This window comes from Candidatus Tisiphia endosymbiont of Hybos culiciformis (assembly GCF_964030975.1).
Classification (GTDB): domain Bacteria; phylum Pseudomonadota; class Alphaproteobacteria; order Rickettsiales; family Rickettsiaceae; genus Tisiphia.
Genome location: NZ_CAXIQH010000001.1, coordinates 1,689,036 through 1,704,103, shown reverse-complemented (window position 1 = coordinate 1,704,103; position 15,068 = coordinate 1,689,036). Strand labels below are relative to the sequence as shown.

The window sequence follows — 15,068 nt, the reverse complement described above, 5'->3', positions numbered from 1 at the left end:
TTTGGTACATACAGTATCCTTCCTGATTTTGCTTTGAGCGGCAAAATCATTTAGTCGTCGTTTTTTCAAAAATATCGAACGGAAAACGTAGAGAGGTCTCAAGTTTTTTGCCACTCAGTTTCAGGTTCTGAAATACGAAATTTATCATTTTGCGTTTTTCGAGGGTTTCAGAACCTTTGAAGGTTTCATAGGCTTCAGAAGCTAGAGTTATCAGCATTGTAGCGGTATCAGTAAATTTATCGTCTGCTTCCTCATAAACTTTAAGTAAACGAGTAATTTCATATTGACGATCTTTTAATTGTTGTTTCTTTGCTTGGAATTCTTCTTTGCTTAGTTCGCCGCTTAATCTTAAATCAATTAATGAATTTAGTTTATTTTCATTTTCTGTATGTTCTTTCTTTAAAGCAGCTGTTGCTTGCCCATGCTCGTCTTTTTTTAGCTCATTTGTGTTTTTTAAATAGGCTAGAGTCTCTTTTAGCATTTCTGGCTCTCCTTTACCTATTCTTTTAAAAACCTCTTCTACCTGCTTTAAAACCTCATCTTCTCTTACATAAATCTTTTTGGTTGGATTCTTTGGATCCCATGTACCTAAATATAGTCAAACCTATAGAATTAGGTGATACAAACTTTGTGTTAACCTTGCGAAAGCAGGTATCTAGATTCCCGCCGTTGCTAAGAATGACAACTTACAATAGTTATGTTCTTTATCACCTAATCCTATAGGCATAACTATATATGCAGCTGAATCAGGTATAACTTTATTCGGCAAAGTTATTGATAGTAAAAAGAATGAGATTACATCTATTCCAGAAGCAATAGAGTGTTTGGATATCAAAGGAGCAATAGTTAGTATTGATGCAATGGGGTGTCAAAAAAATATAGCTAAGCAAATTGTAGAGAAAGAGGGTGAATATATTTTGGGTTTAAAGATGAATCACCCTGGATTGTACAACGAGGTTGAAAAAACTTTTCAGACAGAGGTTTTTGAGTTTTTAGGAACGGATATTGCAGGAACATATGAAAAGGGACATGGCAGAATTGAGGAAAGAAAATGTCGCATAATTCGTGATATTAAGAAAATAACTAATGATGATCAATGGGCTAGTTTGAGTTCTGTTATTGAGATCAAAAGAAAAGTAGTTGAAAAAAATAAAGTGTCAGAATCAGTAAATTATTATATCAGTAGTTCCAACAATTCTGCTGAAGTAATGTTAAAGAATATAAGGTCCCATTGGGGAGTTGAATCTATGCATTGGATACTAGACGTGGTATTTAACGAGGATGCAAGTAGCATAAGACAAGGCAATGCTCCTGCGAATATGGCAATTATCAGAAGATTTGTATTAAATATTTTAAATAAAATAAAGACTAAAAGGGAGACTAGACCCAAAATGATGCTTACTATGGGTTGGTCACCAAAGAACTTAAAACGTTTTACTAATGCTTTAATAGAAATTAACTAATTGTTCATGAGGCCGCCGTGACTAAGCAAAGAAGAATTCCAAGCAAAGAAACAACAATTAAAAGATCGTCAATATGAAATTACTCGTTTACTTAAAGTTTATGAGGAAGCAGATGATAAATTTACTGATACCGCTACAATGCTGATAACTCTAGCTTCTGAAGCCTATGAAACCTTCAAAGGTTCTGAAACCCTCGAAAAACGCAAAATGATAAATTTCGTATTTCAGAACCTGAAACTGAGTGGCAAAAAACTTCAGACCTCTCTACGTTTTCCGTTCGATATTTTTGAAAAAACGACGACTTGTACAAAAATGGCGGGGCGTATGGCACATATTGCGAACCTTAAACCAGTTTAGATTGGAGCTTTTACGGATTATTTTAAAGCCTAGTTATTTTAGGAGACTGTTGGATGATGTACAGAGAATTGCTTTATAAACTGAAAGATTTACATAATTTGTAAAAGTAGAGACCGGATTGTTGAAAAAGTATAAGTGGTTAAAATTACACCAATATTTTTATCTTTAATGAAAAATGATCCGGTACTTTATCTTCTAAACTTAACCTACAAAACCATCTATATGCTATGTTAAAATGAATCTCCTTACATAATTGACGATTTGATAATATGTAAATTACTATTCCCGATTTTACAATATAATTTAATTATTTTTTTCCTTTGTATCTTGACCATTATTGATAGTTGATTGTTGTTGATTCCTCAGTTTGTTCTTTTCTGATATTGAATTAAGAAAAAAATGAGTAAATATTAGGAATCCAATTACCATAGGAATAAAAACAAATATAATTGCATTGCGTTTTCTAACAGATTCTTCACGATCTAAACGACTCTCCTGTTCTTCATAGGTCTCTCCTAATTCATTACGCCATATATCTTCTTGTTCTGAATTATTTTCTAGCATTTTATACCTTCTATAAATATTATTTACAATGGTTTAGTAATTATAATTACAAGAAATTATATATAAATTTAATTAAAATCAATATTTAATTTTTGATTGTATTAATTTAAATTAAATCCATTGTAAGGATTATGGGGTTTCTAATTAGTTGTAAAACTTTGATATATCAATAAATTAGCTGGCTTATGATATCATACTAGTAGCAAAAATCTATTGCTAAAATACTACAAAACTAATTTTCTTTAGATATATACTCAATTAACCTGAAGAGTTGCAGAAGTGATTAATGTTAATGATCTGAAAATTATCACTGATAGTCATTATACTTACAACATTATCTAATAACTTGAGGGGAATACGTTCTGTCAATTAATCAGTGATTTTCCTCTTACCGTCTACCCAATTGACAAATAGTTGGAGCTTATTTTTCGCTTATTGTATCATAAAAATACCACAGCAAATGTGGATATATTGTAGGTATTTGTAGGAAAAGTTAGGAAAAATAACGAAAGTGAATAATGCTATCATGGATAAAAATAAAAGCGATAAATTAATTAGAAAAATAAGAATTATGACAGAAAGTAAAGAAGAACTAGAGAATATATTAGTAAAGTTGATATGATAAGCTTCTAATAACCATTGCTGTGTAATTTTATAATAGTGGTTAGAAATATAGGAAAATATGTCAGAAAAAAATAATTATGGTGACTTAACAAGACTAGATATTCTCTTGGGTGAACTAGGGTATATCTATGATAGTTCTGAAACAATTAAATGTTGCGATGAAATACTTAAACTAAAGCCTGGTGAGGCATATGTTTATTATGTATGGTGGTACGAAGGTTGTACATATAGGAAAATAAAAAATTATGAGGAAGCTACTAATTGCTGGAAGAAAGCACTAACATTAGATTCAACAAATGGTGGAATAAGGGCTTTAAAAGATTTAGAATATCTAGCATATACTACTTCTATAAAACGTTACGACAAAGTATTAAAACATTATAACTATGCTTTGGGAAGTAAAAATTATGCACTAAAGACTCTTAATCTATACGTGAATAAAGAAAAATATTCATGGATCAAAAAAGGGAACAAATATATTGAACAAAAGCTATATGAAGAAGCTATTAATATTTTTGATAAAATTATCCATCAATGTGCAGATATACAATATATACACAGGAAAGCACTACTGGGAAGAACAACCTGTCTATTTGAATTAGAGAAATATAAAGAAGCCTTAGAATATTTTGAAAAAGGATTAGCATTAAAACATGATGATAGCACCTTTCTTCTTGGTAAAGCAGAGTGCTTATTTCGATTGAAAAAATATGAAGAAGCGATTGACTGTTTTGCTGCGTTGTTACAATTAAAGGAATGTAGTGAATTTGCAAAGCAATGTGGTTTGGAATATCAAGCAAAATCATACTTCAAACTAAACAAATATAAAAAAGCCTTAGAATATTATGATAGATTTCTAATTATAAAATCTTCTTTAACAGCATTGCAAAGTAAAGCAATTTGCCTGATGCAATTAAACAATTTTGAAGAAGCTTTTGATGTACTTAACACAGCATTAATAGCGTCTCCCCATGACATATTCACATTACATTGTAAAGCATGTTGTTTATACTTGCTAGAGAAGTATGAAGAGGTTCTTAAGGTTTATGATGAAACTGCAAGTAATTCTGGACAACAAGATAGTCCAGAAATTCTTGAATATAAAATAATAGCTCTACATAAATTAGAAAGGTATGAAGAGGCTATTATTTGCCAAAACGCCTTATTAATGATGAATATAAAAAATAGTAAGGCTTTAGAATATAAAGCATCAACACTAAGACAATTAGGAAAACAGGAAGAATCAATAAAATATCTAGAACGTGCTGTTAATATTGATCCAACTAATAAGAAACTAGCCATCAGTTTAGCTTTATCACAAACTATTTATTTAGAAAGTGTAGGCAGAATGGATGAAGCATTGATTGCTATTAATAAAGTATGCGAACTCACACCAGATAACATAGCTATTATGGTATATAAAGCACGTATTTGTAATTTTATTGGTAAATATTCTGAAGCAATTAAATACTGTGATAAAGTGATTGATATAGACCAATGGTTTATAGAGGCATGGGAAGAAAAGGGTATAGCTTGTTCTAAGCTAGGTAAAGAAGAGGAAATAGGAAAGATGTATAATGCTCTAATGTCTAAAGTAAAGTTACTGGACTCACAAGACAAAAAAAGGCAAGAAGCTAATAATAAAGCAGTTATATTGGATTTCCCAACTGCAACTAAATCTGATATTTGATATAGTTATGCTCATAGGATTAGGTGATAAAGAACATAACGATTGTAAGTTGTCATTCCCGCGAAGGCGGGAATCTAGATACCTGCTTTCGCAAGGTTAACACAAAGTTTGTATCACCTAATTCAATAGGTTTCACTATATCAGCGGCAGTTAGAGAGAATATTACCACAGTAATTATCCCCGAGGGGAATAAAAGAGATATTAGACTTCCTGCATAAGTCAAAAATAGTTGAGGGATTTTTAGGAGAAACGAAGCCGAGCACCGCAGCGTACATAGACGTACGTGAGGAGCGGAGGCAAGTTTCGACGACAAAATCACCAACTAGATTGATTTATGCAGGAAGTCTATTGCTAAAATACCACATGAAATTAAGGGGGTATTAACCATCAAAACCATATCTCATGCTAGTGAGTTATTGAATATTGTTTTTATTAACAAAAAATAATAATATTTTAATAAAAAATTAGTTGACTATTTAATGTAGGTTATATTTTAATTAAAATTATAGCTACTTCAACTAAACTTAAAGATGGTGAAAATAGATACAATGGCTGATGATTTTGATAACGGTAAAGGGAAGAAGAAAGATAGTGTAGACTTTGCTCAGATAATGAATGTTGTTAATGATATCAAAAGTCATGTAAAAAGCTTAAACCCTGTTACTTTCGAATCATTAAGGGCTACGCTTGCCAATGTCCTTGATGCCCATCCGGAAGTTGCAGAATTTGCTAATATTAAGGAAATATTTGAGCAATTAGAGTTGGCTCTTAAAGAAGAAGAACAACGCGTTAAAGCGGTAATTGCTTCTTTGGTTAATGATGAGAACAAAGCTGCCGAAGTCAAAAGATTAGAAGAGGAGGCGGCAGAAAAAGCACGTGAGGAAATAGAAAGGCGTGCAGAAGTAGCTGGGGTATATAAAGCTTTTGATTCTTTTCATAAGGATTTCCTTGATCAACAAAAAGAAGAGAATAAACATTTAGATGATGCATTAAAAGCTATTGAAGAAGGTAGGGACATTGATGAAGAGACCAAGAAAAAATTAACCAAAACCCCTGAACAAATAGAAGAAGAAAAGCGACTTTGGCAAAATATTGAACAAACCTATAAAACAGCTACAGATGATGAAAAACGTTGTATTGCTGAAATACAGAGGATAAAGAAGCTTGAAGAAAAAGTTGCCCATCTACCAAAGAATCACCCAGAAAGAGTCTTTTTGGCTAATGAAAGGAACGGTTTTGAGCAGATCCAGGGTTCAGCTAAAACTAAGAAAGCAGAATGTGTAGAGCATTATGAAGTAAGGGATGAATGGGCTAAGGGTCTCAAGAAATGCCAAGAAACTGAAAAGCAACACCCGAATCAAAAAAATAAAAATTTTATTACCGAACGTGAAGAGGTTTTTCGTGGAATATATGAACCTCACTCTAAAGAAATAGCAGAGGCAGCAATTAAGAAAGAAGCTGATCAGATTCGTCAGTCTCTTATAAAAAATAACAATAAGAAGAACGGTGATAATAAAAAGGCAACAACAGATAAAACTAAGGCAACTACTAAAAACAATAATAAGACTAAAGGTAATCAACAATGGGCTATTTAATAAAATGACAGTACTAGAAACAACTTCTATCATGATGTCCAAAATGCTGATAAAGTTTTATCTAGGATTGATTGTAGTATCTAAATAGGAGGGTATTATTATGGCAGAAACAAAGTTGGAAGAAGACTTAAATACCGCTGATAAATATTACAGAATGGGAGAACACGATTATAAAATAAGGGGAGAGATACTTACAACCGGAATAGGTACAAAAACTGAGAAAGAAGGTTTTGGGGTGCTAGCAGCTGGTGCCTTTTATCAAGCATTAGCTTTAGGTCATCAAAAGGCTCCTTTTTCTCTATATGCTTGTTTCGGTCAGGGAATAGGAGTAAAGCAAGATGATGATATAGCCGCTATGATGTTTGCTGTGGCACAAAATGTCAAAGATCCAAGATGTCAAGGTAAAAACATCAACATTCCTAAATCCATGCAACCTAAAGCTGAAGAGCTTACTGAGTTAGTAAGAAAAACTCATGCTAAGATTCCTGCTGAAGGAGTAAGTACGGAAAAAGTTCTTAAACAAATGGAGATATTTCAGACTATCAAACTTCCGAACGGAAGATCACTACAAGATTGTTTTACTGAGAAAGTTATCCAAGATAGTTCTAAAGAAAAAGATTTGAAATCCCATATATTGCAATTAACAAAGAATCTACCAAAACACAATAAAACAACAATAGCTACTAAAGATCATCATTCTAGAAATACTAATAGTGGTACATCTAGAAACGGTTTTAGTATCTGATAAATAGGAGGATATTATTATGGCAAAATCGAAAAGCAAGTCAGAAGAAGACTTAAATACCGCCGATAAATATTATAGAATGGGAGCACACGATTATAAAATAAGGGGGGAGATACTTACAACCGGAATAGGTACAAAAACTGAGAAAGAAGGTTTTGGGGTGCTAGCAGCTGGTGCCTTTTATCAAGCATTAGCTTTAGGTCATCAAAAAGCTCCTTTTTCTCTATATGCTTGTTTCGGTCAAGGGATAGGAGTAGAGCAGGATGATGATGTAGCCGCTATGATGTTTGGTGTAGCACAGAATCTTAAGGATCCAAGATGTAAAGGTTTAAAGGTCAAAATCCCTAAATCTATGGAACCCAAAGTTAAAGAACTTACTAAGTTAGTAAAAGAAACTCATAGTAAAATTCCTGCTGAAGGAGTAAGTACAAAAAAAGTTCTTGAACAAATGGAGATATTTCAGACTATTACACTTCTGGATGGAAGTTCACTACAAGATTGTTTTTCTACTAAGAAAAGTACTACAACCCATGATGAATATGGGGCATCTAGTTCTGCACATGACACCTCTTTAGACAGTGGTATACATGATAAATCATTTGATGAAGGAAATGTTGCAATGGGTGGAGAGAGTTCTCACCATCATCATCATTAGTGTGTTTGGTTATGTAGGGTTTAGAAACGTCATTGTGAGCCTACTGGTCATTGCGAGGAAGACCGTAGGTCGACGAAGCAATCCATAAAGGTAACCAAGATTGCTTCGTCGCTACTAAAGTAGCTCCTCGCAATGACGTATGTACTTTGTGTCATATATGGACGAGTGAATTTGTCAATAAAGAAAATAAAAAGTCTCCCCGTCAAAAGTGCAAAAAATTAAAAAATTAGCAGCTTAGCAAAAAATTTTTTGTATAAAATTTTAGAGTTTAATTCTTTTGATGTAAATTTTTAATATAAAAAGATGATTTCTAGAAATTTTTTGCACGATGATTTGTTAACGATTTTGTAATCGTTTGATTAATTTTCTTTTATTGAGTCATTTTTATGTAGAAAAATTTGTTTTGAGAAGGTGATTACCAATACACCGTAAGTTCAATCCTACAGCGGAAATTAACGGATTTATTATATCTCCTATTACTCCTTTTAAGTAATTTCTGCCAACTCTACCATAATGCTTAAGGTGTCCTATTATCGGCTCTATAGCACTTCTTCTCTTGATCATTGCCTTATCATCTGAGGATAGCTTCTTCTTGCAATATGGGCTATACACCTTGTCTTTTTCTTTAAAATTATTCCCCTTATAGCCTAAATCAACAAATGTCCTGGCTATTCCCACTCCTGTTAATTTCTTTACAACCTCTACAGTCTGCGATAATGTATGACCATCATATGGATTGCCATGAAATGATTTGGCCGCTAATACAAAATTACCTCGACCACTTACTGCTATCGAAACCTTGTTACCAAACTCATAGGGTTTGTTTAATTTCCCTTTACCTATGCACTCTACCTCCGGTGCGTGAAAACTATATAATACTTTATTATCCTCCTTATATCGCTCTTTCTCTGCTTTACTCAGTATAGATTGTGCCTGAATCTTTTTAATCTTATTTAGTATTTCTTGCTGCTTTAATGACAAACTTAACTTTGTTTTTGCTATTTCTCGCTGACATATTCTTATTAAACGACCCAGCAATATCTTTAAATGTTGCATTACCTTCTTACGTTTTTTGGCTTTACTATTATCCTTATATTTCCATAATTTTACTATGTCTTTTTTATATTGCTTGGCATATGTCTCATGTAACTTAATGCCTAAAGTATGACATAACTTTACTAGCTCTATTCTTGCCTTATCCATCAAATACACATCATGAGGATACTTAATATTCTTAATTTGTACTGTAGTATCAACGATTATCGATGCTAAGTCTTTTTTTTTAAGCACTCCGACTTTGCAACCAATTCTTGTTAATTCTTTTAATATCTCATTATATCCTTCTTCCCCTAATATAGCACGAAACCTTCGTATACTAGCTTCTGATATCTCAGCATCTTTCTGCAAATATTCCCAACCACAAAAATATTGCCAATATACGTTCTCTCTCAGCTCTTCTTCAGCTGCAGCATCTGACAGGTTATACATCGCTTGCAGCATAGTTACTCCAAGTAATAACCTGTGACATCTGCGATTCCTACCAAATTTCTTGATATTAACATTTGTCAATAACCATTCCTCTAAAACAGTCCAATTTATTAACGATCTTAATTTATATAACTTGTTATTAGGGTTTAATTCTTCGGTCAATTTATAACCAAAAAGCTGTCCTTGTTTTTGGGATTTTATTATATCTTCTATCGGCATAATTCATACAATCCATAAGGTTTCTGCCAATATTATAGCATTTTCTTATGGATTATCTAGATATTTTTACCCGCTAACCATATTATATATTATCCTTCTAGACTTTTGACGGGGAGACTAAAAAATAGAGCCACAAAGGAAGCGGTCATATATTCGGCATCGAGTGCCATAATGGTTTCTGCATTCTTCTAAATATCCTTGAGTAACCTCTCATTCCCACGGCTTCTAGAGCCTCGACATAATTGCGGATTTTGTTCAGAATACTTATTTCATTAACTCTTTTACTTTCGTTCTCTTTATTGTTACTAACTTACTCGCAATATTTACCAATTGCCATTCTTTTGCTTAATTGACATAAATTATCCTTCTTGCCAACAGCGCTAATTTGCGACATACTCGCTGCCATTGGTAACTACTGCATAAGCTATTCTAGCTAATTTATTCGCTAAACCAACACATATAATATTATATGATTTGTTTTCAGCAAATTTCTTCACTGCCCACTGAACTAGCTTATCTTTTGATTCTTTATCGCTTTTGGCTCTTATTGCTATTGTTCTTGCAGCTTGAATCAACATAGTTCTAGCATATCTATCACCTTGTTTGCTAATTCCTCCTAAAACTATCTTATCTCCTGAGGTGTATTGTTTTGGCACCAAACCAAGCGACGCAGAAAAATCCCTCGGGGTTGCGTAATTTTCCATTGGTGCTACGCTCAAACAACTAGCATTGATTGCTCCAATCCCAAAAATTGTCTGCAACCTAATAGCTTTCTCATTCTGTTTATTATTACTGATTATCAGCTTTTCTAAAGTTTTTTCTTTGTTACACAAATTCTCAATTTCTTCACATTCTAAAAGTAAAATTGACTGTACCCCAGAAGTTATATAACCTTCTATATACGCTAATTCTACCTCCGACTTACATGCTTTGCAAAATTTATTTTTGCTTAATTTTGTATTATAACCATATTCATATAAACTTGATATTGTAGAATTAGTTTTTTGTACTCGATCTCTGATCGTATTACTTCGGATTTTATGCAAAAATTTTATATCTTGTTCCTCTTTGCTTTTGGGTAACACATCTTTTAGCTCTGGATCGCGAGCAGCTTTACATATTGCTAAGGCATCGTTATAATCATTTTTCTGCCTCGATGTTGCATAAATTTTTACATCTTTTGTTTTCATCAACTTAACTTGCAAATCAAGCTTGTTAATTTCTTGCGACCAATAATTACCTCCTCCACATGCTTCCATGACCACCAGTGAACTTTTATTGAGATTGTTTAAACATCCTATTAACTCATCTCTTTTAACTTTTTGATGACCGACTTTTTTGCCATTTTGATCAACTTGCACCAAGTGCATAATATTTTTTGCTAAATCTATTCCAATTATACTATTTTCTATGCTATTATTTATCATGGTATGGACCTATTAATTAAATTGTTATTTAATTTGGAGCAACTGAAAAACATTTTTCACCAGACTCCGTACAAGTAAAGCATATTTCGCTTCACTCGTCCATACCATCATTCCCGCGTAGGCGGGAATCTAAGATACCTGCTTTCGCAGGTATGACATTAAACTTAAACGGAAATGACATTAACTAACTTAAATCTATAATTATTTTGTTTATATCACTTAGTGCAACCATAAAATATTATATACTCAAGTAGTATTAACACAAAATATAGAAAATTATGTTTAATAAAAATAATCACTGGAGAAATATGAACTATCCGAAACCAACAACATTGAGCCAACTATGAGTGAAGCTGTTCAAGAAAATACTAGGATTATCCCTAACCGTCAGACTAGCCTTACAAGAGAACAAAGAGAATCTATTGGCTTACTATCAATTGGAACATTCTTAGAGTATTTTGACTTGATGCTATATGTCCATATGGCAGCGTTTCTTAATGAATTATTTTTTGAGCCGACTGATCCGCACACAGCCTCTTTAATGATGTCATTTGCTTTTTGTACTAGCTTTGTTTTTCGACCTGTTGGGGCAGTAATATTTGGTTGGTTGGGTGATACTATGGGACGTAAATTTACGATGATCATCACAACTTTTATGATGGCTGTGACATGTCTTGTGATGGCTAATCTACCTACTTATGCTCAGATAGGGGTTACCGCTACCTGGGTAATAACCATCTGCCGGGCTGTACAAGGTATATCTTCTATGGGAGAGATGACCGGAGCACAACTTTATTTAACGGAAACGATTAAACCACCAGCCCAATATGCAAGTGTTGGATTAATGTGGGCTTGTTGTGACCTAGGGGGCTTAGGAGCTTTAGGGGTTGCCTCACTTGTTACTTTGCATGGTTTTAACTGGCGTCTGGCATTTTGGCTTGGTGCAGCAATTGCATTGGTTGGTTCTGTTGCCAGAACAACTTTGCGGGAAACACCAGAATTTGCTGATGCCAAACGTCGAATTAAAAAAATCTTTGAAGAAACTAATACCGATACAGCTAGCTTAAAAGACCATCCTATATTGCAAGAAAAAGTTAATAAAAAAACAATAATAGCTTTCTTTTTATTAAAAAATGCTTCACCGGTATGTTTTTATTTTAACTATGTATATTGTGCTAATATTTTAAAAGCTAACTTTGGTTATACAATGACTGAAGTTATTCAGCATAATTTTATTGTCTGTTTAGTGAACTTCTTAACCATATCAACATTATGTTATTTAAGTTTAAAAATATATCCATTATTAACGGTAAAAATTATTCTGTTCATATGTTCTATTTTTATCATATTTTGTCCGTATTTATTGAATAATATTAATTCTCCTTATCAATTGTTTTTGATTCAATTCGTTATGAGTTTATTAAGCGAATGCTTAGGTCCTGCTAGCCCAATTCTTTATAAAAGCTTTCCGGTGTTTAAACGTTTTACCTGTGTTAGTATAATATTTGCTATATCTCGGGCTTTAATGTATGTAGTTACCTCTTTTGGTTTTATCTACCTTTATGAACATTTTGGTCATTGGGGTTTATGGGTTATTATGGTTCCGATAATTATCGGTTTTGCCTATGGACTGTTTTATTTTGACAAATTGGCAAAAGAGTGTGGTGGTTATCCTATAGGTCATAAAGATTTGTTTGTTTATAAAGAAACAACTATTTGAGTCAATTATGAGTGAAATTGTTCAAGCAGATAAAAGTAATCACTGGAGTGGTATGGGTAATTTGAAGTTAACAACAACATTGAGTCAATTATGAGCGAAGCTGTTCAAGAAAATACCAGAATTATCCCTAATCAGCAAACTAGCCTTACAAGAGAACAAAAAGAAGCTGTCGGGCTACTTTCGATTGGGACTTTCTTGGAATACTTTGACCTAATGCTTTATGTACATATGGCTGTATTATTGAATGATTTGTTTTTTGAGCCTTCTAATCCTTTTACCTCTTCTTTATACACAGCATTTGCTTTTTGTTCTACATATGTTTTAAGACCTGTAGGGGCTTTAATTTTTGGATGGATAGGGGATAATATTGGTCGCAAGGTTACCGTTGTGATTACGACTAGCATGATGGCGATTTCTTGCGTTATAATGGCTAGTCTTCCAACATATGCAGAAATTGGTATTCTTGCATCTTGTTTAGTTACAATATGCCGTATGGTACAAGGCATGTCTTCTATGGGTGAAGTAATAGGAGCTGAGCTATATGTGTCACTGAAATAACAAAACCACCCATACAATACCCAGCTGTAGCGTTAATAACGATTTTTTCTAGTTTAGGAGGTTTTGCTGCCTTAGCGGTTGCATCTTTTACTACTAATAAAGGTTTTAACTGGCGTATTGCTTTTTTTATTGGAGCTATAATTGCGGTTGTTGGAGCAGTTGCAAGAACACGTCTTAGAGAAACCCCTGATTTTGCAGATGCTAAACGTAGAATAAAAAATACTATTCAGAAATGTGGTTATAATCCTGATTCAATAGATTCAAACCCAGTTACACAAGAAAAGGTTAAAATAAAATCTTCAATCTCTTTGTTCTTAATTCAATGTGCATGGCCAGTATGTTTTTATTTTATTTACTTTCACTGTGGCACTGTTCTTAAAAATTCTTTTGGCTATACTACTGAACAAGTTATTAATCAAAATCTTATTATCTCTATAGTACAAGTCTTAAGCTTTATGGTATGGACTTATTTAAGTTGTTATATATATCCTCTAATTCTTCTTAAATTTAAATTAGCGATATTTTCCATTATTATGGTATTTTTCCCTTATTTATTAGATAACTTAACTTCTCCCTTTGATTTACTTATACTTCAAGTAATTATGACTATGTTCTCACTTTCATATTCTTCAGCCATGCCTATTTTTTATAAACACTTTCCAGTATTTAAACGCTTCACTTATGCAAGTGTTTTATACGCTTTATCAAGGGCTATAATATATTTGATAACGAGCTTTGGACTTGTTTATCTTACAAATTATTGGGGAAATTTCGGGATATTGATTATTATACTTCCTGTAATAATGGGCTTTGCATTTGGATTAAATCATTTTGGAAACCTAGAGAAGGCAGTAGGGAATTATCCTCAAAAAAAACTAAGTTTAGTTGTAAGGTATACTTGCAGCAAAACTGCATAACTCTATTAAATTTTTTTGGTATAGCACTTAACATATAGGTTCATACATTATTTTAAACGTTCTACAACTTGCCTCAAATACAGAAATACCTTTATCTAATAATTTTCTAATGTTATTTTTTATCGGAAACCAATGATGTTCAATAGGATTTAAATCAGGGGAATAAGGTGGTAAAAATTTTAGTTTGCAGCCAGCTTTTTCAATTAATTCTTTAGCCCTTTTGGATTTATGAAAGCTTGCATTATCAGCAATGACAACCTGTCCAGGCTTTAGCTCCGGCACAAGGCAATTTTCTATATAAGCTTCAAATACCTTACTATCACAGCTCCCAGTAAAGACTAGTGATGCGATTAAACTATTCTGATTTAACGCACCAATAAAACTTGTTCTTTCACTACGTTTTCCCGATTTACTCCCATTACAACGACTTCCTTTCATTGACCATCCATATTCATATGATTCATTATCATTTATGCCCGCTTCATCAAGATAAACACGTCTCTCTATCGGCACTTTTTCTAATTCACTGAGAAAATCTTGTCGCTTTCCTTCATCTCTTTCTTTATACGCATATGTCTTTTTTTTCGAGTAATGTTGAGTTTCTTTAAAGCTCGGCTGATAGTCATTATACTTGCAACATTATCTAATTCTTTTGCTATTTCTGTAAGCGTTAACGAGTTACCCTTTTCTACTAAATGACGCAACTCCGATAAATCAGGGATTTTATGACCATATCCTTTCTGGTATCCCTCCTTTGACTTTATATCTCCAGTTTGTTTCTTTAATCTAATCCAATCATAGATTATTGACCGACTAATTTTAAAGGTTTCGCATGTAAGTGCTACTTTCTTATATTTCTCATAATGTTCTATAACTCTAGAACGTAAATCGTAACTGTAGGGGGATGCCATATTTCTATTATATAATTTTTTTATTATTTATCATTATAACTTATTTGAATCCATATGTTAAGTGCTATAGTATGAATTTATTTTATAAATTTGGGTTCCTACTATGCAAGTATCACCGATTAATAAAAAAACTAG

13 protein-coding genes and 2 pseudogenes are annotated in these 15,068 nt (G+C 32.8%); 9 read left to right on the top strand and 6 right to left on the bottom strand.

The features are described 5' to 3' along the window. Positions 1-46: 46 nt before the first annotated feature. On the bottom strand, positions 47-481 hold the full coding sequence (locus ACQH2P_RS09235; RefSeq protein ID WP_425363891.1) for a hypothetical protein: 435 nt from the start codon (positions 479-481) through the stop codon (positions 47-49). Between the two features lie 238 nt (positions 482-719). On the opposite strand from ACQH2P_RS09235, the gene ACQH2P_RS09230 reads away from it, so the two are divergent. Further along, the gene (locus ACQH2P_RS09230) at positions 720-1,463 is read left to right on the top strand and encodes an ISAs1 family transposase (protein WP_425364154.1); all 744 of its coding nucleotides are present in this window, start codon (positions 720-722) and stop codon (positions 1,461-1,463) included. Between the two features lie 138 nt (positions 1,464-1,601). Then, a complete protein-coding gene (locus ACQH2P_RS09225) occupies positions 1,602-1,820 on the top strand; it encodes a recombinase RecB (RefSeq protein WP_425363890.1) in 219 nt (72 codons plus the stop codon). A gap of 175 nt (positions 1,821-1,995) precedes the next feature. On the opposite strand, the pseudogene ACQH2P_RS09220 reads toward ACQH2P_RS09225, so the two are convergent. Then, a pseudogene (locus tag ACQH2P_RS09220) lies at positions 1,996-2,091 on the bottom strand (transposase); the annotation flags it as partial. A gap of 32 nt (positions 2,092-2,123) precedes the next feature. Beyond that, the gene (locus tag ACQH2P_RS09215; protein WP_425363889.1) at positions 2,124-2,384 is read right to left on the bottom strand and encodes an RC1041 family protein; all 261 of its coding nucleotides are present in this window, start codon (positions 2,382-2,384) and stop codon (positions 2,124-2,126) included. 682 nt (positions 2,385-3,066) lie between these two features. Here ACQH2P_RS09215 and ACQH2P_RS09210 point away from each other — a divergent pair. The 5 genes from ACQH2P_RS09210 to ACQH2P_RS09190 all read left to right on the top strand — a co-directional run bounded on the left by ACQH2P_RS09210 (position 3,067) and on the right by ACQH2P_RS09190 (position 7,693). Then, positions 3,067-4,698 (top strand): tetratricopeptide repeat protein, encoded by a 1,632-nt coding sequence (locus ACQH2P_RS09210; protein ID WP_425363888.1) that lies wholly within the window; start codon positions 3,067-3,069, stop codon positions 4,696-4,698. Between the two features lie 23 nt (positions 4,699-4,721). Further along, complete coding sequence (locus ACQH2P_RS09205; RefSeq protein WP_425363887.1) at positions 4,722-4,916, top strand: hypothetical protein; 195 nt, start codon at positions 4,722-4,724, stop codon at positions 4,914-4,916. A gap of 315 nt (positions 4,917-5,231) precedes the next feature. Then, positions 5,232-6,293, top strand: a complete 1,062-nt coding sequence (locus tag ACQH2P_RS09200) for a hypothetical protein (protein WP_425363886.1) — start codon at positions 5,232-5,234, stop codon at positions 6,291-6,293. Positions 6,294-6,393: 100 nt separating this feature from the next. Beyond that, positions 6,394-7,038, top strand: coding sequence for an SEL1-like repeat protein (locus ACQH2P_RS09195; RefSeq protein WP_425363885.1), 645 nt, complete (start codon positions 6,394-6,396; stop codon positions 7,036-7,038). Positions 7,039-7,057: 19 nt separating this feature from the next. Beyond that, positions 7,058-7,693 (top strand): SEL1-like repeat protein, encoded by a 636-nt coding sequence (locus tag ACQH2P_RS09190; RefSeq protein ID WP_425363884.1) that lies wholly within the window; start codon positions 7,058-7,060, stop codon positions 7,691-7,693. A gap of 384 nt (positions 7,694-8,077) precedes the next feature. Here ACQH2P_RS09190 and ACQH2P_RS09185 read toward each other — a convergent pair whose 3' ends face one another. Both ACQH2P_RS09185 and ACQH2P_RS09180 read right to left on the bottom strand, forming a co-directional pair. Further along, positions 8,078-9,400, bottom strand: a complete 1,323-nt coding sequence (locus tag ACQH2P_RS09185) for an IS5 family transposase (RefSeq protein WP_425362501.1) — start codon at positions 9,398-9,400, stop codon at positions 8,078-8,080. Positions 9,401-9,780: 380 nt separating this feature from the next. Further along, positions 9,781-10,827, bottom strand: a complete 1,047-nt coding sequence (locus ACQH2P_RS09180; protein ID WP_425362708.1) for an IS110 family RNA-guided transposase — start codon at positions 10,825-10,827, stop codon at positions 9,781-9,783. Positions 10,828-11,170: 343 nt separating this feature from the next. Between ACQH2P_RS09180 and ACQH2P_RS09175 the strand changes: the two genes are divergently transcribed. Both ACQH2P_RS09175 and ACQH2P_RS09170 read left to right on the top strand, forming a co-directional pair. Next, on the top strand, positions 11,171-12,547 hold the full coding sequence (locus ACQH2P_RS09175; RefSeq protein ID WP_425363883.1) for an MFS transporter: 1,377 nt from the start codon (positions 11,171-11,173) through the stop codon (positions 12,545-12,547). A 90-nt stretch (positions 12,548-12,637) separates the two neighbouring features. Next, positions 12,638-14,022, top strand: a pseudogene (locus ACQH2P_RS09170) (MFS transporter). A gap of 27 nt (positions 14,023-14,049) precedes the next feature. Here the strand turns inward: ACQH2P_RS09170 and ACQH2P_RS09165 are convergent. After that, positions 14,050-14,933 (bottom strand): IS630 family transposase gene (locus ACQH2P_RS09165; RefSeq protein WP_425362619.1). Its coding sequence is split into 2 segments (ribosomal slippage): positions 14,050-14,610 and positions 14,613-14,933, totalling 882 coding nucleotides; the frame shifts between segments, so codons are not numbered across the junction. Positions 14,934-15,068 lie beyond the last annotated feature (135 nt).

Excerpts from the sequence above, each read along its gene's own strand:
- ACQH2P_RS09235 (WP_425363891.1), bottom strand. The coding sequence starts at position 481 with ATGCTAAAAGAGACTCTAGCCTATTTAAAAAACACAAATGAGCTAAAA.
- ACQH2P_RS09225 (WP_425363890.1), top strand. The coding sequence starts at position 1,602 with ATGCTGATAACTCTAGCTTCTGAAGCCTATGAAACCTTCAAAGGTTCT.
- ACQH2P_RS09215 (WP_425363889.1), bottom strand. The coding sequence starts at position 2,384 with ATGCTAGAAAATAATTCAGAACAAGAAGATATATGGCGTAATGAATTA.
- ACQH2P_RS09210 (WP_425363888.1), top strand. The coding sequence starts at position 3,067 with ATGTCAGAAAAAAATAATTATGGTGACTTAACAAGACTAGATATTCTC.
- ACQH2P_RS09195 (WP_425363885.1), top strand. The coding sequence starts at position 6,394 with ATGGCAGAAACAAAGTTGGAAGAAGACTTAAATACCGCTGATAAATAT.
- ACQH2P_RS09190 (WP_425363884.1), top strand. The coding sequence starts at position 7,058 with ATGGCAAAATCGAAAAGCAAGTCAGAAGAAGACTTAAATACCGCCGAT.
- ACQH2P_RS09185 (WP_425362501.1), bottom strand. The coding sequence starts at position 9,400 with ATGCCGATAGAAGATATAATAAAATCCCAAAAACAAGGACAGCTTTTT.
- ACQH2P_RS09180 (WP_425362708.1), bottom strand. The coding sequence starts at position 10,827 with ATGATAAATAATAGCATAGAAAATAGTATAATTGGAATAGATTTAGCA.
- ACQH2P_RS09175 (WP_425363883.1), top strand. The coding sequence starts at position 11,171 with ATGAGTGAAGCTGTTCAAGAAAATACTAGGATTATCCCTAACCGTCAG.